This window comes from Natronorubrum sulfidifaciens JCM 14089, assembly GCF_000337735.1.
GTDB lineage: Archaea > Halobacteriota > Halobacteria > Halobacteriales > Natrialbaceae > Natronorubrum > Natronorubrum sulfidifaciens.
Window position 1 is genome coordinate 1 of record NZ_AOHX01000031.1, and the last position, 25,963, is coordinate 25,963.

Sequence of the window (25,963 nt, forward strand, 5' to 3'; positions counted from 1 at the left end):
GGTCTCGAGAACGCCGAGGAGGCCCAGCTCAGACCGTGGGCGCGCTGGGGTGCCCGCCTCGAGGGAGCCATCTTCGTCTGGTTGCTCGCTCGCCGGGAGTCGGGCTGGACGCCCGCCAGCTGGCTGCTCGGGATCGCCGGCGTCGTGCTCGTGCTCGTTCCACAGCCGATCATCAACCAGAGCCAGCGGCTGGTCTACGCGAACCACGACGATCTCGAGTCGAAACCGTGGGTGAAACCCGCGGCTCGAGTGCTCGGCGTGGTGTATCTCACCGTCGTCGCGCTCTCGACGACGGGCACCGAACACGACGACAGCGACGACGTGCTCGAGGAGCGCACGTGATCCGAGCGCTGGCGATCGGCGTCGGCCTGCTCGAGGCCGTCTTCCCGAGACGGCTCATCGATGCCGGCGAACGGCTCGCGTTCGACACCCCCGAGACGGGTCGGCTCCAGCCGTGGACCGTTCCGATGGCTCGTCTCGAGGGGCTCGTGTTCGTTTGGTTGCTCGCTCGCAAGGGCGGTGGCCTCGACGCGCTTCGGGCACCGTTGGGTGTCGTCGGCGTCGCGATGGCGCTCTCGCCACGCGCGGTCGTCGCGTTCGCACTCGAGGTCGCCTACGAGAATCCCGACGACCTCGAGTGCAAACCGTGGGTGGTACCGGCCACGCGCCTCCTCGGCGCGGTTTACGTGGTCGCCGGGCTGTTCGCCGGCCGTGGGGCCACGCCGAAAGACGAGCCCCGCACAGCGCAGCCACCACCAGAACAGTAGAGCGGTCAGTACTCCCGCACGTCGACGCCGTCGGCCGTCCCGACGTAGGTCGCATCGGCCAGCCCGACGAACAGGCCGTGTTCGACAACCCCCGGCAGCCTCGAGAGTCGGGTGGCGAGCGTCTCCGGTTCCTCGATCGGGCCGAACGCACAGTCGATAACGAGGTTTCCGTTGTCCGTAACGACCGGCCCGTCTTTGTGTTCGGCGTCGCGAAGCGTCGGCTCGCCGCCGAAATCCCGGAGTCGATCGGCGACGACGGTGTGAGCGTCGGGGATGACCTCGACCGGGACCGCCCGCTCGAGCACCGACTCGAGTTTCGACGGGTCGGCGACGACGACGAACCGGTCGGCCGCCGAATCGACGAGTTTCTCGCGGGTGTGTGCAGCGCCGCCGCCTTTGATGAGCGCGCCGTAGCCGTTCGCAGCCGGGTCGTCAGCGACCTGATCTGCGCCGTCGATGGCGAGGTCGATGCCGTCGACCGCGTCGAGTGTCGTCAACGGAATCCCGGCCTCGAGCGCCCGTCGGCGGGACTGAAACGAGGTCGGAATCCCCTGTACCTCGAGGCCGTCGTCGACGGCCCGTCCGATCGCGTCGATCGCGTACGCGGCCGTCGAGCCGGTTCCGAGACCGACGACGAACCCGTCCTCGACCGCCTCGGCTGCGTGTTCGCCGGCGCGTCGTTTCGCTGTGGTTGATCCGCCTGCCGTCTTCATGGGTTGTACGGCGCACGGCGACGGGAAAAACGTTGCAATCTCGCGGCCGTCGGCGGGCCACTACGCGACCGTCTCGAGCGGATAATTCGGGCAGACCGTACAGCGAACTGACCGTTCGTTTGGCTCGAGGTTTTTTCCCCAGGGCTGTATACGAGTCAGTATGGCAACACCCGAATCCGAGGGGGAATCCGGCTCCGGCACGGCGGTCGCCCTCGAGAACGTCCGCAAAACCTACCAACTGGGCGAGCCCGTCCACGCCTTAGACGGCGTCACCCTCGAGATTCCACGCGGATCGTATACGGCGATCATGGGGCCCAGTGGCTCGGGGAAGTCGACACTGATGAACCTCGTGGGCTGTCTCGATACGCCGACGGATGGCACCGTCATCGTCGACGGACAGGACGTTGCTGCGCTCGACAGCCGGGAGCGAACCACGCTTCGTGGGACGACAGTCGGCTTCGTCTTCCAGACGTTCAATCTCATGCCCCGGCTCACGGCCCTCGAGAACGCCGCCCTCCCGCAGCTGTTCCAAGACGTCAGCCGGAACGAACGACACGACCGGGCCCGGGAACTGCTCGAGCGGGTCGGACTCGCTGACCGTGAGGAGCACCTGCCAAACGAGCTGTCGGGCGGCCAGCGCCAGCGGGTCGCCCTCGCTCGCGCACTCGTCAACGATCCTGCGATCGTGCTCGCTGATGAGCCCTCTGGAAACTTGGATACGGAAACCGAAGCCGAGGTTCTCGACCTGTTTGCGGAGTTTCACGACGCTGGAACGACGATGGTCGTCGTCACCCACGAACGCCACGTCGCCGAACGCGCCGAACGGATCGTCCACCTCCTCGACGGCAACATAGAGCGCATCGAAGACCTCGAGGAGACGGGCAACGGAGCCTCGAGTCCGGCCGGGAGCGAGGCGAGTTCCTGATGCGGCCCGTAGAGAGTCTACGCCTCTCGTGGCGGTCGATCCGCGGCCACAAACTTCGGTCCTCGCTGACGACACTCGGGATCATCATCGGCATTGCGGCGGTGATCACGTTCGTTACGCTGGGGGCGAGCCTGCAGGCGGGTGTCATCGGTGATATCAGCCCTGACGACCAGCGCAACCTCTATGGCTGGGCTGCCGACCCCGACACGGAAGGTGGGCCAGCCGCAGGTGCACAGCCAGTGTTCACGGATGCCGACCTCGAGACGGTAAGCGACCTCGAGGACGTTGAGGCTGCCTACGGGTACGGAACGCTCCAGACACAGGCGCTCTCCTATGAGGGCGAACAGGTCGCACAGGGGGATGGACTGGTCGCCTCAGGGCCGTCGTATATCAGAGAGGAGAACCTCCGGGAAGGGAGACAGTTCGAACCCGGCGAACGAGAGGCGGTGATCAACCCTGCCACCGCCGAGCGGTTCGACACGGAGATCAGCGTCGGCGATGAGCTCACGATCTCGCTACTGGGTGGCCAGCAAACGACGGTCGAAGTGGTCGGCATTACTGACACCACCGAAGGCCTGAGCCCGTTCGAAGGGTTCGAATCCGCACCACGTGTCTACGTCCCTACGGATCCGTTCTACGCCGAGCAGACGGCCGGACTGGGCTTTGGCGAGGGCGGGAACGGGGACAGTGATGGGGACACGGCCCGATATCTCGCGATCGTGGTCGAAGCCGAATCCGCCGATCAAGACGCGGTCGATCGCGCCCGTGACAGCGCAGTCGCCTACCTCGAGAGCGAGGAGTCCGATGCGAGCGAGTTGCTGGGCGACGATCTCGCGGTGACGATGCAGACGAGTACCGAACTGCTCCAGCAGTTAGAGGACGTCCTCGACTTGCTACAAAACTTCATCGTCGGCATCGCAGCGATCTCGCTCGTGGTCGGCTCGATCGGCATCGCGAACATCATGCTCGTCTCCGTCACCGAACGGACTCGAGAGATCGGGATCATGAAAGCTATCGGCGCACAGAACCGGGAGATACTGGGTCTGTTTCTGGCCGAAGCAGTGATTCTCGGTGTGATCGGTGCGATCCTCGGCACGGTGTTGGGGCTTGCCGCCGGCTATCTTGGTGCGTGGTACATCGNGGTCTGTTTCTGGCCGAAGCAGTGATTCTCGGTGTGATCGGTGCGATCCTCGGCACGGTGTTGGGGCTTGCCGCCGGCTATCTTGGTGCGTGGTACATCGACCTGCCGCTGGTCTATCCCTACGAGTACGTCGCGCTGGCAGTTGCTGTTGGGATTCTCGTCGGGATCGGCTCCGGGTTGTATCCGGCCTGGAAGGCAGCACGGACGGACCCCATCGACGCCCTTCGCTATGAGTGATTACTCGAGTCCCTCGCGGTCGTCCTCGCGCCCTTCGTGCCAGCGTGTCGGTTCTACACCGTCGGTTTCGGTCGGTTCCCGACGCCGCTCCCGTCTGGAGTCTGGCGACCGTGTGCCGATCGTCTCCGTGGTACTCGAGTGTTTCTCGGGGTACTCCCGGGCGAGGTAGGCACCCAGATAGCCCCCGAGTGCACCGAGGCCGACGGTGTAGACGAGCATGGTGGCGACGGCGAAGCCGAGGAACACGAGGAAAAAGAAGAACCCCCCGACGGGTAGCCCACCGACGCCGACACCGAAGCCAAGGAAGGCAAAGACCGCGAAGGCGATCAGCCCGATCGGAACGAACATGATCAGCCCGGCGAGCCCGCCCGCGAGTGCGCCGTCGGTTTCCTCTGGCCCCTCGAGAAAGCCCGAGGCGATCCCCCCGAGTAACGTCGAGAACGGCAGAAACGAGAGGACGACGCCGACGACTGCACCGATGAGCGCGTTGATGACCGTCTGTCGAGTACCCATAGGTAATACTACCGGACAAAAGCACATAAACGGCTGGTCGGGCAACCGATAGGGACAGCGGGTCGAGATTGGTCGCTAGTTAGAACCAGGTATTATATAAATAAACTACAGATGTCAGGAGGAGTACGGCGAATAGCCACGACCCAACTGTGGTCGAAACTCGTTGCATCCCGGTCAGTTCAGTGCTGTACCAGGCTGTGGCGGCCAACATTGTTGCAAGGACGAAAATGAATCCGACCTCTTCTCGTGTGTTGCCAAGTGACATGGCCTTATTTGCCTTATGCTATGTTGGTGCAAGTAGGCCAGCATGAGGTTTTTCTCCCAATTGGTCGGCGACAAACTGAACATCCTCTGAGCGATTAGCCCGACGCAGTATTTGTCCTCGTTCACGTCCCCGGATCTCTTCCGTATCAATGTGAGAGGGTCTTCATCTGCGGCTAACGCACTGGAGGCTGTCGCCCCTGCACCTCCGACAGCAATTCCGAGTGTAACTGCGACGTGGGACAGGAAAGTACGGCGACCAGAATCTTCATTACGAATTTGTGAAAGTGATTCCCATGTTTCTGCACAGCCCCCGCCATCTGGTGTTCTCTCCGACAATTCTTCACTGAAATCTTGTTGGTTTCTTTTGCTTGACATCTACACTCCGAGATACTTCTGGTTGGTAAATAATACCTTCTAATTATTACATATAAAATAGTTAGTAAATAAATATGTAGTATACGGCCGGTCATATATTTTTGCTGACCCAGGTTTTGGCTTCGAGGGCGAGATGAAGTGGACGGTCGGCAATGACCAGTCCATTCAGAAGGATCGCCTGTCGCACAAGGTCGGCGGCGATCTTAACGGTACCGAGATATTCCTCATCGAGCCGACACGGAAAGAGACGGATCTCGAAGAGCGGATCCGTCGAGCAAGTCGACTCGAGAGCCACTGCCTCGAGGTATCGATATTTTTCTGCGTGCATGAACAGCGTCGGCGAGGAAAAGCCCGGCAGTCAGTCGGTTCCCGGTTCGGGCGCCTCGGCGACGGCTGAGCGATCTGGTTCGGAGTCGGTCCCCCCAACAGGCTCCTCGAAGGCCTCGAGTTCCGCGCCGTTTACTTCGTCGGCGAGCAAGGAGACGGCCTCGACGAAGACGGCGACGATTAGCGGGCCGACGACGATGCCGATCGCACCGAGGGTAAAGAGGCCGCCGGTAAAGCCGACGAAGTAGAGGCTTCCGGGTAGGCCGGCAGAGCGGCGGGCAAGCCGCGGTCGGACGCCGACATCGGGAAACCAGGCGACGAGGCCGATGCCGAGGACGCCGACGAGGACGGCTGCGGCGAGTTCCCCGACAGCGACGTGATAGACCGCGATCGGGAGAATCAGCAGGCTCGGACCGATGATCGGCACGAACTGCAAGATCGCCGCAACGATCGCGAGCGTGAAGGCTGCCTCGTAGCCGAGCAGCCAGAACAGCGGGTAGCCGATGAGCAGTGTCGCAACCGATGTCGCAAGCTGGAGGACGTAGATCGCATACAACGTTTCGCGGGCGCGTTTGGCGAGCGCGTGGACGACGTCGCGGTACTCGTGTGGGATCGGTGCGATCGCGGCCCGGCCAGCCGCATCCCCCTTGAGCAGGAGTGCAAACAGCAAGATCACGAAGAGCGCGAACTTGATCGCCAACACCGGCAGCGCCGAGGCGAACGAGACGGCAATACTGCTCAGCGCGTCGAGTGCGGGTGCCTGAACTTCAGCGACATCGACCGTGTACGTCATCTCGAACGCCGTGATCGGAACCTCTCGAGGGAGGGCCTCGATGATGGCCATCACCTGATCGACCCGGAAGTACAGCGTGACGAGAATCGGCGAGAAGACGGCGACGGCGCTGGCAAAGCCGATCAGCGTCGCGGCAGCCGCCGCCGACCACTCCGAGAGGCCGCGTCTGGCCAGCCAGCCCTGTACCGGCAACAGGACGTACGCGACCGTCAGCGCGAACAAGATCGTTCCGAGCACCTCGAGCAGGATCGCTCCGGTGACGAGTCCGAGAAGGATGACGACACCGCCGAGAACGTAGCGTCGGGTTCGGTCTGCGGTCGCGTTCGGGGTCGCTGTCACACCCGTGGGTCACACCGCGACGATAAAACCTTTCTGTCCAGTAGAACGTTGGGAACGAGCCTTACGTCTCGACTGCATACACCCGGTGAATGAAGCGTCGGACGGTCGTTCGGACGATCGGAACCGCAAGCGCAGGTGCAGCCGCCGGCTTCGCAGGCTGTCTCACTCGAGACGGCGACGACGAGCCGCCGAACGGATCGGACGAGGGCGATCCCGAACCGGACGAACCCGACTTCGATGGCACGCTCCGGATCGCGACGTATCGGTCGATGGTCACGGGGCCGAACCCGGCCGGGCCATGGCTCGAGGAGGCCTTTCTGGAAGTGTATCCTGACGCCGAACTCGAGTGGGTCGTCCCGACCGGCGGCGTCGACCACTACATTCGACGCGGCACGTACGACGGCGCGATCGATGTCGACGTTCTCTTCGGGTTCACGGTGGGCGATCTCGCACGGATCGACGACCGGATCGGCGAGGGTGGGTTGCTTCGCGAACTCAATCTCGACCGGGTCGAGGGCAGCGAGCGCATCCGTGATGGACTCGAGTTGGGCGATCCACACGGACGCGGGCTGGTCTACGACACCGGCTACGTCAGCCTCGTCTACGACGAGACCGTCGTCGACGCGCCCGAAACGTTCGACGACGTACTCGAGTCAGCGGACACGGAGACGTTACTAGCCCAGTATCCCACCCACTCTATGCCGGGGCAGGCGTTCTTGCTGTGGACGATCGAGACGATGGGTGAATCGGACGCGTTCGATTACTGGACGGCCCTCGTAGACGCCGGCGTCGAGGTCCGCAACTCGTGGAGTGAGAGCTACTACGACGGGTATCTGGAGGAGTCCCGGCCGCTGATCGTCTCCTACTCGAGCGATCCGGTCTTCGCAGCGACCGACGGACGCGACCCGGACCGACACCGAGTCGCGTTTCCGAACGAGGAGGGCTACGCCCTGCCCGAAGGAATGGGGATCTTCGAGGCATCGACCGAACTCGATCTCGCCTACGCGTTCCTCGAGTTCGTGCTCTCGAGTGAGGTACAGGTCGAACTCGCGCGACGGAACGTCCAGTTTCCGGCCATCGGCGACGCCACGGGCCCGCGACCACTGTTCGAAGAAGAGGCGCGACACCCACCGGAGCCGGTCACGACGAGCTATACCGAACTCCGCGGACAGCTCGAGGCGTGGCTCACCACATGGGACGAGCAGTTCGGGTCGACACTCGACGGTGAACGGGAGCCGACAGCGACTGGTGTGTTCCCTCGAACTGAGAACCGACAGCGTTACTGAAGTACGAGACTCGCGCAGTACCTGATAGCCACACTGGGCCTCGGATGTCGCCCAGCAGCCGTCCCAACGGAGTACGACGGCGTCTCGATTCGGACGAGTCATGAACGAGTACACACTCCTCATCGCGATCTCGAACACCGCAACACTGCTGACCGGTGGGGCCGTTGCCCTGCTTTCTTACCGGGCCTTCCGGCGGACCGGCTCGGGGGCGCTGCGTGCGGTCGCCATCGGCTTCGGCTTGATCGTCGTCGGCTCCCTTGGCGGCGCACTCGCCCATCTCCTCGGGGGAAACGTCGGGCTGGGCGTGACGATCCAGAGTGCGTTCACCGCCGGAGGGTTCACGATCCTGTTATACTCGCTGTACGCCGAAACGACGACGACAACGACGGTGACGCTGCGCCGCTCTGACTGAGCCGTCGAGTCGTGTCTCGAGCGCCGATCAGGGATCGGACTCGAGTCGGGATCGGAACCGCTCGAGGCCGAACTCGAGCATATCCGGACTCACCGTCTGGAACTCGCCGTCGTCGGGCAGATACGACTGCACGGAATCCCAGCTCTCGCGAGCGTACCGTTCGTCCAGCAGGACACGGACGCCGACGTCCTCGGGCGAGCGGATAACGCGACCGATCGCCTGTCTGGCCTTCCTGACGGCGGGAATCGTCAGTGCGTACGTAAAGCCATCTCCGAAGGCGTCGTCGTAGGCTCGTCGGACCGCTGTCGTCCGCGGACTCGAGGTGTTGACGATCGGCACCCCACAGATAACGGCCGCCGAGAGTCGATCGCCGCTGTAATCGACGCCCTCAGTCAGGGTGCCCCGAAGACTCGTAACGAGAACCTTCCCCGCGCCCGCGAAGAACTCGTGTTTGAGCGACTGGGTCGTCTCGTCGTCGCTTGCGGCGTCGAGCAACACCGGTTTCTCGAGTCGGGACTCGAGTTGGCCGGCGATCCACTCGGCTTCGGCATAACTCGGCATCCCGACGAGGACGTTGCCCGGCAGGCGGCCGATTCTCGAGATCGCATCGGTGTACGCCGCTCTGGTTGGGTTTTCCTCGCCCGGTCTGCCACGGTTGTCGTAGGTGAATTTCGGGACAGACACCGCGAAGCTCTCGCGGTTTTCCGCGGGGAAGTGCAGCCCGTAGCGTCGCTCGGTGACGGGTCTGTCTTCCTCACGGGCGAGGTAGTCGAGGCCCGTCACCTCCGTGAACGCGTCCATCGGCTCCAACGTTGCACTCATGAGAATCCCGCCGCCAAAGGCTCCGAGTCGGTCACCGATCGCGTCGCTTGGCACGCAGTTGTGCAGAGCGAGTCGGGCGCTGTAGGCTCGCCGCCACGAGTCGGCCGGCTCGGTTTCGTCCCACGTTCGCTCGAGTTCGATCTCGCGGAAGTAGTCGGTGTGGTCCCGTCGATACCATTCTCCGAGGATGCGCCCAACGGCGGGGGCCGCGCGAGTCCGGTCTCGCGGGCTTCGCCCGCTCGCCTGTCCCGAGGCGCGTTGCGCCTCGCTATCCTCCGCTTCGGCCTCGTTCAAAATCCGTTCGACGACGGCCCCGACGGATTCGGCACGAACCCACTCGGCATCGCTGTGGCCCGCCTCACGCGCCCACGCGGTGAGTTCGTCTTCTGCCGGCTCGGCCGGGTCTCGAAGCGGAATCTCTGCATCGGAAAGCTCGTGGAGATCCGACCGCCATCCCCCGTGATTTCGGTCGAGATACGCCGTCACCCGACGATCGAGTTCTTCCCGGAGGTCTCGGATGAACTCGAGGGTGCGATTCAGTTCCTCGAAAGAGACGTCGCTGTCCTCGAGTTCCGCGCGCACGAGGTCGGCGTCGGCCGTCTTCGAGCCGCCCTCGGCGTGTCGCCCCTCGCGTTCGAATTTGATCGGCTGGATGACCCTCGAGAGTTCGGTTTCGGCGTCGCGAAGCGTCGTGTCGGCGACACCGTCGCTGACGAGGTCGCGCACGCGTGGCTCTAACATATGGGCCTCGTCACAGACGACAAACGTCGAGTCATCGAGCAACGCGCCGGTAAACGAGCCGGTCGTCCGCGGATCGAACGCGTGGTAGTAGTTTCCGAGCACGACCTCGACGTGCCCGAGGACGGCCCCCATGATTGAGTGGGGACAGCTGCCGTGGGCAACCGAGCGCGCGACGAGATCGTCGGGTGTGATCATCCCGGCTTCGGTGAAATCGTAGGGAACTGCCTCGCTCGCGTCGCCGTCGCTACCGTCCTCGGGGAGGTCCTCGAGGTACTGGGCATAGAATGGACAGTACTCGGTTTCGGCACCGACGGGACCGCCGTCCGAGTAGGTCGGCATCTCCGGGGGGTAGGCAGCCGTCTCGCCTGCGGTCTCGAGAAATCGCCCGGTCGGGCCCGAGCGGCCGCTGTCAGCGAGGCCGGTCTGTTGCTGGCGTGCGTTCGCGGCGAGGCTCGCGGCGGTCGTCTCTCCGCCTTCGCCGGTGAGATCACGGGTTCGGTCGCGCAGCGTCTCACAGCGGTCGTAGACGTTGCCGTCGTCGATCCCACCTGCTCCCTCGCGGTTGTACGGACAGACGTCGGCTTTCCCGACGAGCGTGAGTCCCGAAATGGGGTCCCAGTCGTCGGGCAGGTTCTCGTTGATCGTCTCGAGGTCGGCTTCGAACTGGCGCAGTTGCTGTTTGACGCTCGTGAGCACGAACACGCGCTCGTAGTCGGTGTCCGGATCGCGCACGAGCTCGATGCCCGCTGTGAGCGCNGCTCAGAGATGTGTATAAGAGACAGGTCGTAGGGTTCGGCGTGGCCGAAGATCGAACGCCAGTCCGTCATGTCTCCCGTACTCATCGTCGGTCCTGCATAGCGTTGACGGAGTGTGTTGGCCGCGTCATCGGTTATAAACCTTCGTCGGTGTCGGCTCGTACTTGCGACTCGGCCGAATCCGGCCAGTCGATCGCCGGGATCGACAGGAGCGTGTGTAGGGGTGTCACTTTAATTCGGTGAGCCCCTAGGGAAGATATGAAAGTCCCCAAATCCCTCCGGAACGTCGACCGCGGCGGCGCAGTCGTCCGCACCCTCGAGTACGAGGACGGCAGCGTCATCGCCGTCGACTTCGGCACCTCGGCCGCCGACATCGACGTCGACGTCGTCGGATCGACGGCGATCATCGTCACCAACGACGAGCAGTTCGAGTTCGAACTGCCGCCGGAAGCCAGCGATGTCTCGGTCCACAACGGCGTGTTGACGATCGAGGAGTGACGCCAGTGTTGCGGTCGGTACTATAGTCGCCACTGACCGTCACTGCAAACCTGATCGCACGACGAGAGCGCGACGACGACCGTCGTGCGATCAGGTGTACATCGTTTCAGTTGTGACTATAGAGTGAGCCACGCACACACCGGCGCGCGCCCTCGAGTGCGAGCCCACTCGAGCGAAACACAACCCATTCCCCTGCTGCGCTGTTAGGTCCGGTATGAGCGATTCCACTGAAGCTGACAGCGACGTCGATGTCGAGCGCTGGCGCGACGAACTCGAGTCGAAACGCGACGAGAAAGACGACTTCTTCGCCGAGCACCCGCAGTCACCGATCCCACCCGAAGAACGCGACGAGTTCGGTGGTCTCGAGTACTTCGCGCCGGACCCGACCTACCGCGTGACCGCGACCGTCGCGGCCCACGACGACCCCGAAGTCGTGTTGATGGAGACGACTGCGGGCCGGGAGATGCGCTATCTCCGCGTGGCGACCCTCGAGTTCGACTTAGAGCGCGAGGACGACGCCCTCGAGGATGGTACCTACGAACTCGCAGCGTACCAACTCGAGAGTCCGAACGAGGAGCCGCTGTTCGTTCCGTTCCGCGACAAGACGACTGGCCAGCAGACGTATCAGGGCGGGCGCTACATGGAACTCGCGCCGGATCGTGACCTCGCGGACGGCGACGAACTCGTCGTCGATTTCAACCTCGCGTACTCGCCGTTCTGTGCCTACAGCGAGACGTTCGACTGTCCGCTCCCACCGGAGGAAAACTGGCTCGAGGTGACGATTCAGGCGGGCGAGCGCTTCGAGTAGACAGAGTAACGCGTCGAGTCGAGGGCGAGTCAGGGGGTGGCTTCCACTCGAGTGTGTGTCCAAAAACCCACCGACGGAACGGTGACTCGAGTGGAAAGAAAGGGGTTGTCAACCGGCGAGGTGTCGAGTCGAAATCAGGGGGCAACGCCGACGGTGAGCAGGGTTCCGAACTCGCGGTAGCGTTCGACCATCGCCTCACGAGAGTCCCAGTCGTCGGTCGGGAACGCCTCCGCGCTCGGGATCGTGATCTCGTGATCCGGAACGTTGTCCTGTTCGGCGACGTAGAGACCGGCCTCGCGGAACGCATCGCGGTACTGGTCGCGATCCCAGCGCGTCATCTCGATGGAGATGTTGTCCTGCCACGCATGCGAGTAGACGTTCTCCTCGTAGTAGTTGACCGCACAGTAGAACGTACCACCGGGCCGGAGGATTCGGGCGATCTCCTCGAGCGTGTGGTGGGGATCGGCGGCGTAGTAAAACGCCTCCATCGAGAAGACGTGATCGATGGAGTTGTTGGCAAACGGCAGCGCGTCGAAGTCACCGACGACGAACCCGACCGCTGGGTCGTCGGTGTACCCCGCGGCGTTGCGTGCCATCTCGGGCGACCCGTCGAGTCCGTAGACGCGTCCGGCGTCTTTCGTATCCCGAAGCGCACGCCCGGCGTAGCCGCTGCCACAGCCGAGATCGAGGATCGTCTCCCCAGACTCGACCGGCATCCGTGCTAGTACGTGTTTGGCGGTGTGCCAGTGGCGCTCCTCCATCCCTCTGTCCCGGCCGCTTGCGGCCCAGTCGTCGAACTCCTCGCGGACGCTCATACACGAGTCCTCATCCTCGGACGGCAAAACGAGTTCGACTCGAGATTCGAGTGTGGTCCGACGGTCGCCGACTCGAGTCGTCCACAACACCTGTCACTCGAGTGACCGACAGTCTTTTTAGGACAGCCTAAAAAGAGTGCTTCGGAGAGGTTTAGGCTGGCCGAAATCCGTGGGCATCGGACAGAGGCCGAACGAACAGCTCCTGCAATCCCGTTTTCTGGCGAAGTAACACGGAACGAATCGGTAGCTATATGTGTTTTAGGCCGACCTAAAACTAGATATGCAACAACGACACCGCGATCAGACGGGAGTCGGTCGACGACAATTTCTTGGAACGACGGCGGCTTCAGTCGGAACGCTTGCCATCGCTGGCTGTCTCGGCGGCTTCGGCTCGGGTGAAGACCCGTTCGACGACTACGGCCCGCAAGCCGCCCCCGTCGAATCCTCAGCCGTCTCCTGGGACGATCTCGGCGATCTTGAGGGGGAGTTGACGATCTACTCGGCTCGAACCGCCGATCAGATCAACCCACTGTTCGAGGAGATCGAAGCCGAGTACGACGACTTCGAAATCCGACCGGACTACGACGACGAGGGCGACCAGTTGGCAAGCCTGCTCGAGGAAGGAGAGAACAGTCCCGCCGATCTCTTCTATACACAGTCATCAGGTGAACTCGCACGGCTCAAAGACGAAGCACTCGCACGAGAGCTCCCCGAAGACGTGATCGACGCCGTCGACGACAACTACAGCGACAGCGACGGGCACTGGACTGGCACGTCCGGTCGTGTTCGGGCCATACAGTACAACACAGACGAGTTCAGTGCCGAGGAACTCCCAGACGACATCTTCGAATACGCAACAGACGATCGCTTCCAAGACGTGATCTCGACGCGTCCGAACTCGGGGACGTTCCGGTCGTTCATCGTCGCGATGATCGACGAAGAAGGCGAAGACACGACCCGAGAGTGGGTCAGTAATATGGTCAACGAGCAGAACGCGACACTGTACAGCAGCGGCTCAGCACAAGCCGAGGCGGTCGCAAACGGCGAACAGGAGATCGCACTGGGGAACCAGTATTACGCTGGCCGAATCGTCGGCAACGATCCAGATGCACCACTCGACGTGGCGTTTACCAACAACGACCCCGGCTGTCTGTTCAACGTCTCGGGTATCGCCATCCTTGAGGGTGCAGACAAACCAAACCTCGCCGCGGAGTTCACTCGCCACGTCCTCGCCAGACAGGGACAGGAGTTTTTCGTCGACACCAACGGCGAATACCCCGTCGTCGACGGCGTCGACTACGTTGGCAGTCTGCCGGCACTCGACGAGATCAACCCACTCGAGTTCGACCTGAACAAACTCAGCAATGTCGAGCACGCACAGGACCTTCTCCGAGAAGAGGGAATGACCGTCTAGTACTGTCGGACAGCAGTCCATGAGACATCGGTCGCGAAGTCGCGGCCGATCTTCGAATCGTGCTGTCCGACAATATAAACCGGACACACGACAAGCTGGTCGCTCACGTCTCGACCCACTCGATCGAGACACCCGTCTGCGACAGTGTTTTAGGAAGCCCTAAATCCCCGCCGAACCGAAGCAGTACTCGAACTACTACCGTGGTATCAAAGCGATCCAAACAGTTGTCGAGGCTCACCAACGATACGTCAACGCTTGGGCTGACAGTGTTGAGTGGCGTGATCGCGCTCATAGTCGCCTCGCCACTGCTGTGGATCGTCCTGCGCGCGACACAAGTTGATCCGGGCCGCGCACGCGAGTTGTTGGTCTCGACACGAACCGCTGAGATTCTGTTGACCAGTCTCGGTCTCACGATCGGCGTGACCGCTCTCTCGATCCTCTTTGGCGTTCCGCTTGCAGTCCTGACGACGCGAACGGACCTTCCCTACCGGCGGTTCTGGACCGTTATTGCCGCCCTTCCGCTTGTGATTCCGAGCTACATCGGCGCGTTCGCGTTCGTCTCCGCGTTCGGTCGACACGGCGAACTCAGTGACTTCTTTGGCATCACGATGCCGCGCATTCAGGGACTTGCCGGTGCAATCCTGATCATTACGCTCTATACGTATCCCTACGTGTTCTTGACTGCTCGAGCAGCATTACTGTCGATGGATGCCTCGCTCGTTGACGCCGCTCGGACGCTGAACGCGGATCGACTCGAGGCGTTTCGTCGTGTAACACTCCCACAGATCAGGCCAGCGATTGCTGCCGGTGCACTCCTGTCGGGACTGTACGCGATTTCGGATTTCGGGACGCCAGCGTTTTTACACGTCGAGGTGTTCACGAGCGCGATCTACTGGGAGTTCGGGGCAATCAACGTAGAGTATGCCGCCCTCCTGTCGCTGCAGTTGCTCGCCGTGACGGGGATTATTCTCCTGATCGAAGCGAAAGTCGGCAGAGACGAAGATGCAAGTGGCGGCAGCGCAAGTGGCGCACAGATCCGCCTCGGCCGCTGGAAGTGGCCAGCGATGGGCGGTATTGCCGGGCTCGGGCTCGTGACGCTCGTCGTCCCAATCGGTATCTTCAGCGTGTGGCTCATCCGTGGCGCTGGCGGTGAGGCGCCGTCGTACGCCTTCGAATGGGGGTATGCGTTTAATTCGGTGTATCTCGCTGCACTGACAGCGATCGTCGCCGGTGCATTTGCACTCCCCGTGGGCTATCTGGCAGCCCGATCGGAGTCACTGTCTGCACGGCTGTTCGAGCGCGTGACGTACGTTGGATTTGCGGTTCCGGGCGTCGTCATCGGACTCGCGCTGGTGTTTTTCGGAGCGAACTATGCGGGCTGGATCTACCGCACCGTCCCGCTTTTGGTGTTCGCATACGTCGTTCGGTTCCTTCCACAGGCCGTCAGCACCACACGGACCTCCGTCCTCCAGGTCGACGACCGACTTCCGGAGGCAGCACGAACGTTGAACGCTGGACGGCTCGAGACGTTCCGACGCGTCACACTTCCACTGATTGCACCCGGCGTCGTCGCCGGCAGCGTCCTCGTCTTCCTGACGACGATGAAGGAGTTGCCAGCAACGCTCATGCTCCAGCCGATCGGGATGGATACGCTCGTGACGCTCATCTGGAGCGCACATGGAACAGCCTACTACCGGTACGCCGCGCTGCCCGCACTCATTTTGGTGCTTATCTCCGGACTGTCAATGCTCGTCTTGCTTCGCCAAGAAGACTACGAGATGTAACCAGACGCTCGAGCCAACTGCGCGGACCACCACGTGCCGTTCAGTACGGAACCGCCCTCATCGCCCAACGGCGGTGAAACCTTCGTGACATCCGCACTATTAAGTCAGTGCCGGAAGTTGTTCACGCCAGCATGGAGTACGCGCTCGAAATCGACGGCACACCGGACACAGTACCTGGTGGGACAGGGGTTCTGTTGTTGCATCCAAGCACCGGCGAAACCGACCGTATCGACACCGACTTTCTCAAAGCCGACACCGACAACTTCCTCGTCGTCTCCACGCGAACGACTGCCCGCGAAGTCAGACAGAAACTCGAGCACTACGACGTCGACGAAGACTGCGCCGAAATCCTCGATACGCTAAGCATCGAACGCGGCTACTCGCGACGAACGAGCGACACCGTCCACTACGTCGCCGCCCCCGACGACGTCGACGGCATCGTCGAGCATATCGACGGCTTCCTCGAGGCCCACGACGGCAAACTTCGGCTCAGCTTCGACTCCGTCACCGAACTCGCCTACTATGCCGGCGACGACGAAGCCGTCGACGCCGTCGAACGCATCCTCGAGTTGCTCGAGAAACACGACGCCGTTGGCCTCTTCCACGTCTCCGAAGAGCCCCACGACGAAGCACTCGTCGACGAGTTCCGCAGCCTGTTCGATGGGATCATCGATCTGGACGCAGACGGCAGTATCGACGCCGAGTTCTGATCGAATCTCCGTTGGCGATCCACCAGTAGACCGTTTTTTCACACGCAACGAACGACCCGATCAGTGAGAACACGATCCGTCTCACGGACTCGAGCGGCAGTCAGCGACGCAGATACTGTCGGACAGCAGTCAGTGAGCAGCCGGTCGCGAAGTCGCGACCGATCTTCGAATCGTGCTGTTCGACGGTATGAAAACAGCTCCGTTCGCAAGCGTTACTCGGCGAGCGAGTCGAACGTCTTTTCGGCCCACTTGATCGCGTACTCGGGGCCGTGGTCCCGGTAGGCGTCGGTGTCGAGTGCTGCAAACGGCGCTGGCAACTCGATCGCGTGTTTGATCGCCGCACATGCGAGTTCCGTCGCGTCCGCGAACTCCGTCTCACCGCGGGCGACCGCCCGCGGAAGCCCCGAAACCCGATCCTCGAGGCGGGTCCCCGCATCCTGCCACGCGGCAGCGAGTTCGGGGTGGTCGTCGTGCCAGCCCGCGAAGACCTCGCGTGTCTGGAGGCCGACCCAGCCGTCGAACAGCGCCGCTGCTACCTGATAGGTGCTGTTCGGACCGAGCGAAACTGCCTGATCGAGCGCGCGATACTCGTCCTCGAAGAAGCCGAGGAACTGTTCAGGAACCTCGAGGTCGAGTTGGACGAACGCCTCGGCGAGCAGGAAATCGACGAAGGCGTCCGGTGATCCCTCGACGCGGGGTTTGACGATGACGAGCGGTGGCTCGGTCTGGCGCGTCCAGACGACGCTGCCATCGCCCGGCATCCCGATCGTCAGATCCGAACTCACGTAGCGAGCCAGCAGCGTCGGCGCATCGTCGGGCAGCCACGCTGACGGATAGCTCGCCGGCTCGAGCGAGTTGACCAGCAAGCCGAGATCCTCCGCCTGTGCGGGTGGGAGCGTCTCGAAATCACGGTCACAGTCGAGTACCTGCACGTCGGGCGCGTAGACGTCCCGAGCCGCCTCGACCGAAGCCGAGAGCTCGCGGCTCTCGAACATCAGACGAGGACCATCTGAGAGACGACCAGCAGCGACAGCAGTGCCGATGCAACGATCGTCGTGAGGACGATCTTGGTTGGTTTGCTCATACGTGGGCACACTCAGCCACGTCGCTTAAATCCATCTTTCTCGCCCGCTCGAGAAATCGCCGGTCGCGAGCCCAGTCGGTAAGCTGTCGAGTCTCATGCAACTGGCTGGGTCGTGTGCTGTTCGGGGTGTGATTGAACGACACAGCCACGGTTTCGCATGGAACTAGATTTTGCCACTGGTTGGCTTGAGGTCGGGCCGAACACAGTAGTTGCAGTCGAAATAGAGGGGTGTCAATGAGTCGGGCGTCGACCCCCCGTTACGTGTCGTCGTCTGCATGCCAGGTCTCGGGAACGTCGATGACGTAGCGGCCATCCTCCTGCAGCGAGATAATATACTCCTCGCGGTTGTACAGCTCCATCAGATTGAGTTCGTACTGTCCCGGACTGACGATTTTGATGCTTTCGAACTGCTCGTTTAGCTCTGCCCGAAGCTCCTCGATCGACGGCTGCTCGCCCGACGGCTCGCTGACGACACGGCCGTGATCCGGTGGTTGTGTGCTCATCTCGTCGGTTGAACCATCCGTCTGTGGCGACTCCGGGGACTGGGGCGCAGTAGACGGCAGATCATCCGTCGAAACGACCTCGCTCCGGGCGTCGGCTTGGGCCGTATCTTCGGTGTCCTCGAGTGTGACGCCGTCGGCGTCCACCGCCAACGGATCGGCCGTCATCGTCGGCTCCGAGTCAGTGTCGACCGCCGACGGCGTCACGGAGTCGGATGGAGACCGAGCATGGGTGGTGTCATCTGCTGGCGTGCTCGAGGCCGTCGATCGGTCTTCGGGCCGGCGCGCCGTGTCCGGCCATTCGGTGAACGTCTCCGTGTCGGCGTCTCGGTCGGGCTCGGACGGCGTGTCACGGTCGGGCCACGAACGCTGTGGCTGGTCGTGGCTCGCGTCGACAGCGTCCGGCTGGGTCTCGCGTGGCGCACTCGAACCGTTCGTCTCCGTATCGGGTGTGTGCGTCGACTCCGATGACACCCACCCGCGAACGGTCTCTGCGGCGCGTTTGACGGTCCCCGATGAGTCCGCTGTGGGCGGAGATTTATCACTGGGTTCAGCGGCTGCTGTCGTCGCATCGGTCGCCCCAGTGGCGGTCTGTGGGGCAAACTGGAACTTGTTTCCGCCACAGTTTGGACAGCCCGACAGCATCTCCTTGGAGCCGTCGGGAAACGTTCGGCCGCAGTTCGTACATTCGTGTGGCATTAGTCTCGGGACACGAGCGCGCTGATCAGCGTTTCGTCTTTGTGAAGCGTTTCGATCTGGTTTGCCGGCCCGATAACCGTCAGTTTCGCGGTCGGCTCGTCACCACCCATGATGCGGCCAAGTAACGAGGCGTTCCGGGTATCCGATTTCGGATACGTCTCGATTTCGATCCCGTTGAACTCGTCGGGGCTGATCTCGGCCATCGTCACCTCGATGAGGCGACTCTCCTCGTCCGGGGTCAACCCTTCCTCTAGAATGACGATGTTTCCGTCGTGGACGCCATCGAGAATCATCCGGATCTTCTCCATGGTCGCCATGCCGTCCATGCGTTCGCCGCTGATCAGGTCAATCTGGACACCGTCAGGAGCGTCCGGGTCATCCGTGTTGGTTGCTTTTGGCATTCACTCTCACCCGAAGTACTCCGCGATGTTCGCGTAGACCTCGTCCATGTTTTCGCCTTCCTTGGCCGACAGCGGCACCGTCTTGTGCTGTGGGAAAGCGTCCTCGATGCGCTTGACACTCGAGTCGTCGAGGTCGATCTTGTTCGCGAAGATGAGCACGGGGAGGTCTCGAGATTCGATGATACCGATCAGCATCGTGTTGACCTGCGTGATCGGGTCCTCCGCGCTGTCGAGGACGTAGATGACGCCGTCGACGTCCTCACGGAGCCAGTGCATCGCTTCCGCGACACCTTCGGTCGCCTCGCGAGAGCGGCGGATCGCGTCGTCTTCGTCCATCTCGTCGGTGAACTCCTCGTAGTCGACTTTCGTCGTCACACCGGGTGTGTCGACGATGTCAATCGTCACCGACTTTCCGTTGCGTTCGATTTCGACGTCTTCCTTCCGGCGCGCACGGCGCGTTTCGTGTGGAATGTGACTTTCCGCACCGATCGCGTCACCAGTCCAGTCTCGAGCGATACGATTGGCAAGCGTCGTTTTTCCGGCGTTAGGTGGACCGTAGATACCGATTCGTTTGGGTTCCTCTTCCGCAAACAGGCGGTCCGTAACCCGAGAGATACTATCTTTAAGTTCTGTGAACAGTCCCATCTGTGGGGCCCTCCAGCACCGCGGGGTGCATCTGCGCGTACTACAAACTGAACTCACTTAAGCCTACGTCAGACGTGTAGACTGTTCAATATCTATGAGTTGTCGAAACAGAATATATTATTGATAATAGGTTCCATGGGTGAGAAGACCACCCATGAGTGGTGTAGACAGTCATTCATATATCATTTTTCCTACAGTTTCTGCCATCTCGAGACACCCCCACCCCTTTGTTTCGACTGGAGATCGAGAAACGGGTGGTGGGGTCAATCGGGAGCGTCCACCCGAAATGATGGCGGAGTAACGACAAAACGAGCGAAAAGAGCGGATAGAGAGGTATGAGCGGGCGAATTTCTGTGTTTAGAACGCTCTAGTAACTCAAGCTGCTGAACGACATCATTCTAGTAGTAACTAACAATCAAAACAACTGTTCCTAGTAAAATTTCTGTTTTGCTAGTGCTACGGACCGTGTTTCTGTCCTATCATTATAAAACTTCCTGTTATAGAGACCTCCACACCCCCACCCCCTCTCTCGGAGAGTTCCACCTGAAACAAAGGGGTGGGGGGTTGCGGCGGATTTCAACATAACACGCACAATGGTAGCAAGCCACTATCAGTTGATACTAGGTCACGTTCTAGTCCGAACTACCACAGCCACAACTCCAGACGCACAACACACCCCCGAAACTCAAACGTCCAACACACCCCTGAACGTTCACTCGAGGGTGTCCGATCGCCTCGTCTCCGGCTCCTCTCCCGCTGTGGCTCCCGTGTTCTCCCACACTGTGGCTCCCGTGTTCTCTCCACTGCCATTCCCAATTCAGCTCACGGTCATCCACAGTTCCCAAACGCCGTTTCGCTCTCGAGTATCACGCTCTATCTATCGTGACCACTCCACTCGCGATCACCGACTCGACAGCGATCAGCACCTCGGCGGTGGACTCGAAACGAACGTCCCTCGAAGGGGATGTTTGAACACTCTCTCGGTCGTCGCTATCGATCCCGCTCCAGCCCGTAGATGGCCGAATGATTCCCGTTTCGCTGGTAGTCACTGGTCGAAGGGAAGAATTTAATACCGTGGTTTTCCTCTGTTTCGTTTGCATCAACTGGACTCGAGTCAGGAATACAACAGCGTCGGTCGCCCTATCTGGGCCACCTTCGCCACGATATTCCTGCGTGCGGGCCCGCGATTCCACTCGAAACGAGGGGGTATGTATACGACGGATGTCAGACGATTCAGAACCAACGGAGTCAGAGACGGTCGGTATCGACGAGACACACGGATTCTCGAACCTCGAGGGAACCGATCTCGGCGACGAGGAGTCGAGTCAGGGGTTGTTCGACGATCTGCTCAGCGGTGAACCGATCTTCGAGAACAAGGAAGTCCTTCGCCCCTCCTATACGCCACACGAACTCCCGCATCGAAGCGACCAGATCAACAAGATGGCGACGATCCTCGTCGCTGCACTCCGTGGTGAAACACCGTCGAACATCCTCATCTACGGCAAGACCGGGACAGGAAAGACCGCGAGCGCGAAGTTCGTCAGCAAGGAACTCGAGAGCACCTCACAGAAATACAGCGTTCCGTGTGACGTCGAGTACATCAACTGTGAAGTGACCGACACCCAGTATCGCGTGCTCGCACAGCTGGCGAACAAGTTCATCGACAAGAACAAAGCCCGGATCGACGATCGGATCGACGACCTCGAGGCCTTACTCGCTGCCGTCGACGAACACGAGTCTTCGACGCCGTCCGACGCCGGCGCTGAGTCCACCGCCGATGTCACTCGAGCCGAGTCCGAGGCCGCTGACAACGATTCCACAGCCGACACATCTGACGGCACCCCATCGGCACATCCCCTCGAGTCGACGCCATTTAGCGCCCGAAGCGAGATCGACGCGCGCATCGAACACCTCGAGGAAGACAAAGCGGACTTCGAGGAGGTGCCGATGACTGGGTGGCCGACCGATCGCGTTTACAGCGTCTTCTTCGATGCCGTCGATTACGACGAACGCGTCGTCGTCATTATGTTAGACGAGATCGACAAACTCGTCGAGAAAAGCGGCGACGACACGCTTTACAACCTCTCGCGGATGAACTCCGAACTCGAGAACTCGCGCGTGTCGATCATCGGCATCTCGAACGACCTGAAGTTCACCGATTTCCTCGATCCCCGTGTCAAATCGAGCCTCGGCGAGGAGGAGATCGTCTTCCCGCCGTACGACGCCAATCAGTTGCGTGATATCCTCGAGCATCGGTCGGAGGTCGCGTTCAAAGATGGCGCGCTGTCGGCCGACGTGATCCCGCTGTGTGCGGCCTTTGCGGCACAGGAACATGGGGACGCGCGTCGTGCGTTGGATCTGCTTCGGACGGCGGGCGAGCTCGCCGAACGCTCTCAGACCGAGACGATCGTCGAAGAACACGTCCGGCAGGCCCAAGACAAGATCGAACTCGACCGCGTCGTCGAGGTCGTGCGTACGCTGCCGACCCAGAGCAAACTCGTCCTCTTTGCGATCATCCTGCTCGAGAAAAACGGTGTTCACAGCATCAACACGGGCGAGGTGTTCAACATCTACAAACGCCTCTGTGAGGAGATCGACGCCGACGTCCTGACCCAGCGACGGGTGACGGACCTCATCAGCGAACTCGACATGCTCGGCATCGTCAACGCCGTCGTCGTCTCGAAAGGCCGGTACGGCCGAACCAAAGAGATCAGCCTCTCGGTACCACTCGAGGAGACGGAGGCCGTCTTGCTTTCCGATTCCCGGCTGAGCAGTATCGACGACGTTCAGCCGTTCGTTCAGGCGCGGTTCGAAAACTGACTTCGATTGCCGATCCCAATGCGGTGGGAATCGACACACCTGTAATACCGTCTCCGCACTACGTTCACGTATGAAACGGCGCAGCGCGATCGTTGCAACGGCAAGTCTCGTGTCGCTTGCCGGCTGTATCTTCACCGATGGCGAAGTCGAGTTCGAGCGTGGTGAGATCGATGTCGTCGTCGACGGCGAGCCCGTCAACCTCGCTGCAGATCGGTTTCAGTCCGAGCACGCAGACCCCGAGAACGATTCGATCGACTTCCATCTGCACGAACAGGACGACTACTGGTATATGGAGGGGCCGGAGCCGGTGACGTTCGCCGAGGGACTCGATCTGCTCCCGCATTTTGCGTACACACAGCACGAAGCCGAGCACATCGTTACCATCGACGGCACCGACTACGACGGCAGCGAACCGGGCACCGACCTCACGTTCCTCGTCAACGACGAGCCAGTCGATCCGACCGAGTACGTCGTCCAAGACGAAGACGAACTCCGCCTCGAGATCACCACCGGCGAGTGAACCGGCCGTTCGAGTCGAACTGGGGGGCTCGAGTCGGTTCACAACTGCTCAGGATCGAGACCGACCGAGAGCGACGGCGACGCCAGCGCTGGTCGCCGCGAGTCCGGTCGAACCGGCCAGCCCAGCCTGCAGGGCGGTCGTCTCGGGGGTCACAGCCTCCGGAACACCCTCGAGTGCCGGTGACGGAACGAGCATCCCGCCGAAAATCTCGTCGAACGTCAGTCGGACGTGGCCGAGCCACGGGACACGGAGCATGGCCTTCCCGGTGACCCATTCGGTTCTGACGACATCGGTTTGGGCACCACCGCGATACTGATCGTAGCCGCTGTTCGCGTCGCCTTTCGTGATGAACCCGTCGTGGTTCGCGGGACAGGTCTGGATATCTGCACAGGTTGCCCCACCGACGAACTCCTCGTTGGCTTTGGTGTCGACCCAGTTTTCGCCTTCTTCGACCCAGAAATGGGCGCGGTGGATCACCGGTGTCGCACCCGGGTCGCCGTTCGGCCAGAAGACGATCACGTCGCCGGCTTGGCCGAACTTCTCGTGGCCGTTCGACTCGCCGGCCTCGAGCGTGACGATGCCGGTGTCGTCGGCGGGGTCATCACCGGCGTATCGGTCGTCGTCGACGACGAAAATGAGGTCGCCCCGGTGCATGTTCGGCTCCATGCTGCCGCTTTCGACGGCGACCAGCGGCGGCCAGACCCCGCTGAGGCCAAAGAGCAGCAAGCCGATGACCGCGACGATGGCGACGCTGCTGACGATATCCCGTGCCAGCACGACGGTCTCGTCGTCGGATTTCAGAAACCAGCGGACGATACCGTCGTCTTCGATAGTGAGTTGTTCACCGGCGGTCGGTTCCGAAGCCGCTCCGACCTCGTCGCCGGCCGACCGCCAGTCGTGGTCGGATCGGTCCGGTTGGTCACGGTCGTAGTCGGATCGATCACCGTGATCATCTACGGAGTCGTCGGACTCGTCGGGTGGGCCACCAGGGCTCGGACCGCTCATCGTCACCCGTTTTGCTGGGGCTGGCAATCAACTTTCTGCTCGACTCACCGCTGCGAACTCGATTCGTCTCTCGACGGTCGTCGCTCTCTTCTCATACTGTCTGCTGTACGTCAGTTCCGGTGGGACCGCGATTCGTCCTGTGGCCCCACCGGGAAGTCGGGACCGCAAACCGTCTCAAAATCCGATTCTGGTGGCTCCGGGTGGCGGTTGCTGGCTACCGCGTTACGGTATCCTTTTCTTTTCGCCCACGAATACGAGACGTGTGCCACTCGAGGCGTCGGCTCGGATCGTCAGCGAACTCACCAGTCGTGGCTACAACGCCGAACGAGAGGCTGTAACACAGCTTACGTCGGCAGATGATCCGCAGGCGGCCCTCGAACGCGTTATCGACACGCTGCCCGAGGATGCACTGGTCGTTCGAACCGACCACGTGCAGGCGGCGCTTGCGGCGGCCGGTTCGGCCACCCACTCGTCGGGACAGAACGCCGCTTCCGAGGCCACAGACCCCCCTGTTTCGACTGGAAACCGCGCCCAAAACCCGCCAGCCACGGATACGGCCGCTCCAGTCGAAACGAAGGGGTCTCCGGGGGTCGAGCGATCGGTCGATCTCGAGCGTCGATCGCTCGAGATCGCCGGTGATATGACCGGCGACAGTACGGGGACCGGCGAGTACAGCGACTTCGTCTCCGTCTTCCGGGATCGACTCGAGCGACTCGGCTCGAAGCTACGCGGGCGAGTCAACCACCGGCCGGCGACGGCAATCCAGAACATGCCTGGCGGCGGTGAGGTCGGGATGGTCGGACTGGTCAACGACATCCGTTCGACTGCCAGCGGCCACTGGCTGGTCGAACTCGAGGACGCAACCGGGACGTTCCCGTGGCTGGTGATGAAAGACCGGGAGTACGCCGACTTAGTCGGCGAGTTGCTCTGTGATGAGGTGTTGGCGATGGAAGGGACCCTCGCGGACGATTCGGGGATCGCTTTCGTCGACTCGATGTACTTCCCGGACATCCCGCGAACGCACGATCCGTCGACGGCCGACCGCCACGTGCAGGCGGCGCTGATCAGTGACGTTCACGTCGGCAGTCAGGAGTTCATGCACGACGCCTGGAACCGGTTTACCGACTGGCTGCACACGAAACAGGCCCAGCACGTCGAGTACCTGCTGATCGCGGGTGACATGGTCGAGGGCGTCGGGATCTACCCTGATCAGGACGAGGAACTCGATATCGTCGACATCTACGACCAGTACGAGGTGTTCAACGAGTACCTCAAACAGGTCCCCGGCGACATGGATATCGTCATGATCCCGGGCAACCACGACGCCGTCCGCCTCGCAGAGCCCCAGCCCGGGTTCAACGAGGACCTGCGAGCGATCATGTCGGCCCACGACCCGCAGATCGTGAGCAACCCCTCGACGGTAACCCTCGAGGGCGTCTCCATCTTGATGTACCACGGCGTCAGTCTAGACGAGGTCATCGCCGAACTCCCCGAGGAGAAAGCAAGCTACGAGGAGCCACACAAAGCGATGTACCACCTGCTCAAAAAACGTCACGTCGCCCCCCAGTTTGGCGGCCACACGCGACTGGCACCCGAAGAGCAGGACTATCTCATCATGGAAGACGTCCCCGACATCTTCCACACCGGCCACGTCCACAAACTCGGCTTCGGCAAGTACCACAACGTCCTCGCCATCAACTCCGGGTGCTGGCAGTCACAGACCGACTTCCAGAAAAGCGTCAACATCGACCCTGACGCTGGCTACGCCCCGATCGTCGACCTCGATACGCTCGATGTGACCGTCCAGAAGTTCAGCTGAGCCGTTCGAGTCCCACACCGACCCGGACTCG

At 61.7% G+C, this 25,963-nt stretch carries 23 protein-coding genes and 1 pseudogene; 14 read left to right on the forward strand and 10 right to left on the reverse strand.

Annotated features, from left to right (window positions below; genetic code table 11):
* Both C495_RS07285 and C495_RS07290 read left to right on the forward strand, forming a co-directional pair.
* Window positions 1-342: hypothetical protein (locus C495_RS07285; RefSeq protein WP_008161475.1), on the forward strand; the 342-nt coding region annotated here is incomplete at its 5' end.
* Entirely contained in the window at window positions 339-767 is a 429-nt protein-coding gene (locus C495_RS07290; RefSeq protein WP_008161477.1) for a hypothetical protein, read from the forward strand. The genes C495_RS07285 and C495_RS07290, both read left to right, overlap by 4 nt.
* 5 nt (window positions 768-772) lie before the next feature.
* On the opposite strand, the gene rpiA is transcribed toward C495_RS07290, so the two are convergent.
* Complete coding sequence (gene rpiA, locus C495_RS07295) at window positions 773-1,480, reverse strand: ribose-5-phosphate isomerase RpiA (RefSeq protein WP_008161479.1); 708 nt, start codon at window positions 1,478-1,480, stop codon at window positions 773-775.
* Between the two features lie 160 nt (window positions 1,481-1,640).
* Here rpiA and C495_RS07300 point away from each other — a divergent pair, with 160 nt between their 5' ends.
* Both C495_RS07300 and C495_RS07305 read left to right on the forward strand, forming a co-directional pair.
* Complete coding sequence (locus C495_RS07300; protein ID WP_008161481.1) at window positions 1,641-2,405, forward strand: ABC transporter ATP-binding protein; 765 nt, start codon at window positions 1,641-1,643, stop codon at window positions 2,403-2,405.
* Window positions 2,405-3,783: pseudogene (locus C495_RS07305) on the forward strand (ABC transporter permease). Before C495_RS07300 ends, C495_RS07305 begins: the two are co-directional and overlap by 1 nt.
* On the opposite strand, the gene C495_RS07310 reads toward C495_RS07305, so the two are convergent.
* A complete protein-coding gene (locus C495_RS07310; protein ID WP_008161482.1) occupies window positions 3,784-4,296 on the reverse strand; it encodes a DUF5518 domain-containing protein in 513 nt (170 codons plus the stop codon).
* A gap of 997 nt (window positions 4,297-5,293) precedes the next feature.
* Window positions 5,294-6,394, reverse strand: a complete 1,101-nt coding sequence (locus tag C495_RS07320; RefSeq protein ID WP_008161487.1) for an AI-2E family transporter — start codon at window positions 6,392-6,394, stop codon at window positions 5,294-5,296.
* 89 nt (window positions 6,395-6,483) lie between these two features.
* Here C495_RS07320 and C495_RS07325 point away from each other — a divergent pair, with 89 nt between their 5' ends.
* Both C495_RS07325 and C495_RS07330 read left to right on the forward strand, forming a co-directional pair.
* Entirely contained in the window at window positions 6,484-7,680 is a 1,197-nt protein-coding gene (locus C495_RS07325) for a thiamine ABC transporter substrate-binding protein (RefSeq protein ID WP_008161490.1), read from the forward strand.
* A 100-nt stretch (window positions 7,681-7,780) separates the two neighbouring features.
* Window positions 7,781-8,092 (forward strand): DUF7521 family protein, encoded by a 312-nt coding sequence (locus C495_RS07330; protein WP_008161491.1) that lies wholly within the window; start codon window positions 7,781-7,783, stop codon window positions 8,090-8,092.
* 27 nt (window positions 8,093-8,119) lie between these two features.
* On the opposite strand, the gene C495_RS07335 is transcribed toward C495_RS07330, so the two are convergent.
* A complete protein-coding gene (locus tag C495_RS07335; RefSeq protein ID WP_008161493.1) occupies window positions 8,120-10,387 on the reverse strand; it encodes an ATP-dependent DNA helicase in 2,268 nt (755 codons plus the stop codon).
* 281 nt (window positions 10,388-10,668) lie between these two features.
* Between C495_RS07335 and C495_RS07340 the strand changes: the two genes are divergently transcribed.
* Window positions 10,669-10,908, forward strand: a complete 240-nt coding sequence (locus tag C495_RS07340) for a DUF7127 family protein (protein WP_008161495.1) — start codon at window positions 10,669-10,671, stop codon at window positions 10,906-10,908.
* A gap of 214 nt (window positions 10,909-11,122) precedes the next feature.
* Window positions 11,123-11,716, forward strand: a complete 594-nt coding sequence (locus C495_RS07345; protein ID WP_008161497.1) for a DUF1684 domain-containing protein — start codon at window positions 11,123-11,125, stop codon at window positions 11,714-11,716.
* Window positions 11,717-11,850: 134 nt separating this feature from the next.
* Here C495_RS07345 and C495_RS07350 read toward each other — a convergent pair whose 3' ends face one another.
* Window positions 11,851-12,531 carry a class I SAM-dependent methyltransferase gene (locus C495_RS07350; protein ID WP_008161499.1) on the reverse strand — a complete coding sequence of 227 codons (681 nt, stop codon included), beginning with the start codon at window positions 12,529-12,531 and terminating at the stop codon, window positions 11,851-11,853.
* 280 nt (window positions 12,532-12,811) lie between these two features.
* Between C495_RS07350 and C495_RS07355 the strand changes: the two genes are divergently transcribed.
* From C495_RS07355 to C495_RS07365, 3 genes are all read left to right on the forward strand, one after another.
* Window positions 12,812-13,945, forward strand: a complete 1,134-nt coding sequence (locus C495_RS07355) for an extracellular solute-binding protein (protein ID WP_008161501.1) — start codon at window positions 12,812-12,814, stop codon at window positions 13,943-13,945.
* Between the two features lie 224 nt (window positions 13,946-14,169).
* Window positions 14,170-15,729 carry an ABC transporter permease gene (locus tag C495_RS07360; RefSeq protein ID WP_394295663.1) on the forward strand — a complete coding sequence of 520 codons (1,560 nt, stop codon included), beginning with the start codon at window positions 14,170-14,172 and terminating at the stop codon, window positions 15,727-15,729.
* 131 nt (window positions 15,730-15,860) lie between these two features.
* A complete protein-coding gene (locus C495_RS07365; RefSeq protein WP_008161506.1) occupies window positions 15,861-16,439 on the forward strand; it encodes a DUF7090 family protein in 579 nt (192 codons plus the stop codon).
* A 212-nt stretch (window positions 16,440-16,651) separates the two neighbouring features.
* On the opposite strand, the gene C495_RS07370 is transcribed toward C495_RS07365, so the two are convergent.
* From C495_RS07370 to C495_RS07385, 4 genes are all read right to left on the reverse strand, one after another.
* Window positions 16,652-17,434 carry a DUF7089 family protein gene (locus tag C495_RS07370; RefSeq protein ID WP_008161508.1) on the reverse strand — a complete coding sequence of 261 codons (783 nt, stop codon included), beginning with the start codon at window positions 17,432-17,434 and terminating at the stop codon, window positions 16,652-16,654.
* 346 nt (window positions 17,435-17,780) lie between these two features.
* A complete protein-coding gene (locus tag C495_RS07375; protein ID WP_008161510.1) occupies window positions 17,781-18,722 on the reverse strand; it encodes an OapC/ArvC family zinc-ribbon domain-containing protein in 942 nt (313 codons plus the stop codon).
* Entirely contained in the window at window positions 18,722-19,123 is a 402-nt protein-coding gene (locus C495_RS07380; protein ID WP_008161511.1) for a DUF2073 domain-containing protein, read from the reverse strand. The genes C495_RS07375 and C495_RS07380 overlap by 1 nt, the downstream gene beginning before the upstream one ends.
* 6 nt (window positions 19,124-19,129) lie before the next feature.
* Window positions 19,130-19,768 (reverse strand): Era-like GTP-binding protein, encoded by a 639-nt coding sequence (locus C495_RS07385; RefSeq protein ID WP_008161514.1) that lies wholly within the window; start codon window positions 19,766-19,768, stop codon window positions 19,130-19,132.
* A 1,221-nt stretch (window positions 19,769-20,989) separates the two neighbouring features.
* Here C495_RS07385 and C495_RS07390 point away from each other — a divergent pair.
* The gene (locus C495_RS07390; protein ID WP_008161515.1) at window positions 20,990-22,588 is read left to right on the forward strand and encodes a Cdc6/Cdc18 family protein; all 1,599 of its coding nucleotides are present in this window, start codon (window positions 20,990-20,992) and stop codon (window positions 22,586-22,588) included.
* A 70-nt stretch (window positions 22,589-22,658) separates the two neighbouring features.
* Window positions 22,659-23,108, forward strand: a complete 450-nt coding sequence (locus tag C495_RS07395) for a hypothetical protein (RefSeq protein WP_008161518.1) — start codon at window positions 22,659-22,661, stop codon at window positions 23,106-23,108.
* 48 nt (window positions 23,109-23,156) lie between these two features.
* Here C495_RS07395 and C495_RS07400 read toward each other — a convergent pair whose 3' ends face one another.
* A complete protein-coding gene (locus tag C495_RS07400) occupies window positions 23,157-24,113 on the reverse strand; it encodes a S24/S26 family peptidase (RefSeq protein ID WP_008161519.1) in 957 nt (318 codons plus the stop codon).
* Window positions 24,114-24,375: 262 nt separating this feature from the next.
* On the opposite strand from C495_RS07400, the gene C495_RS07405 reads away from it, so the two are divergent.
* A complete protein-coding gene (locus C495_RS07405) occupies window positions 24,376-25,932 on the forward strand; it encodes a DNA-directed DNA polymerase II small subunit (protein WP_008161521.1) in 1,557 nt (518 codons plus the stop codon).
* Window positions 25,933-25,963 lie beyond the last annotated feature (31 nt).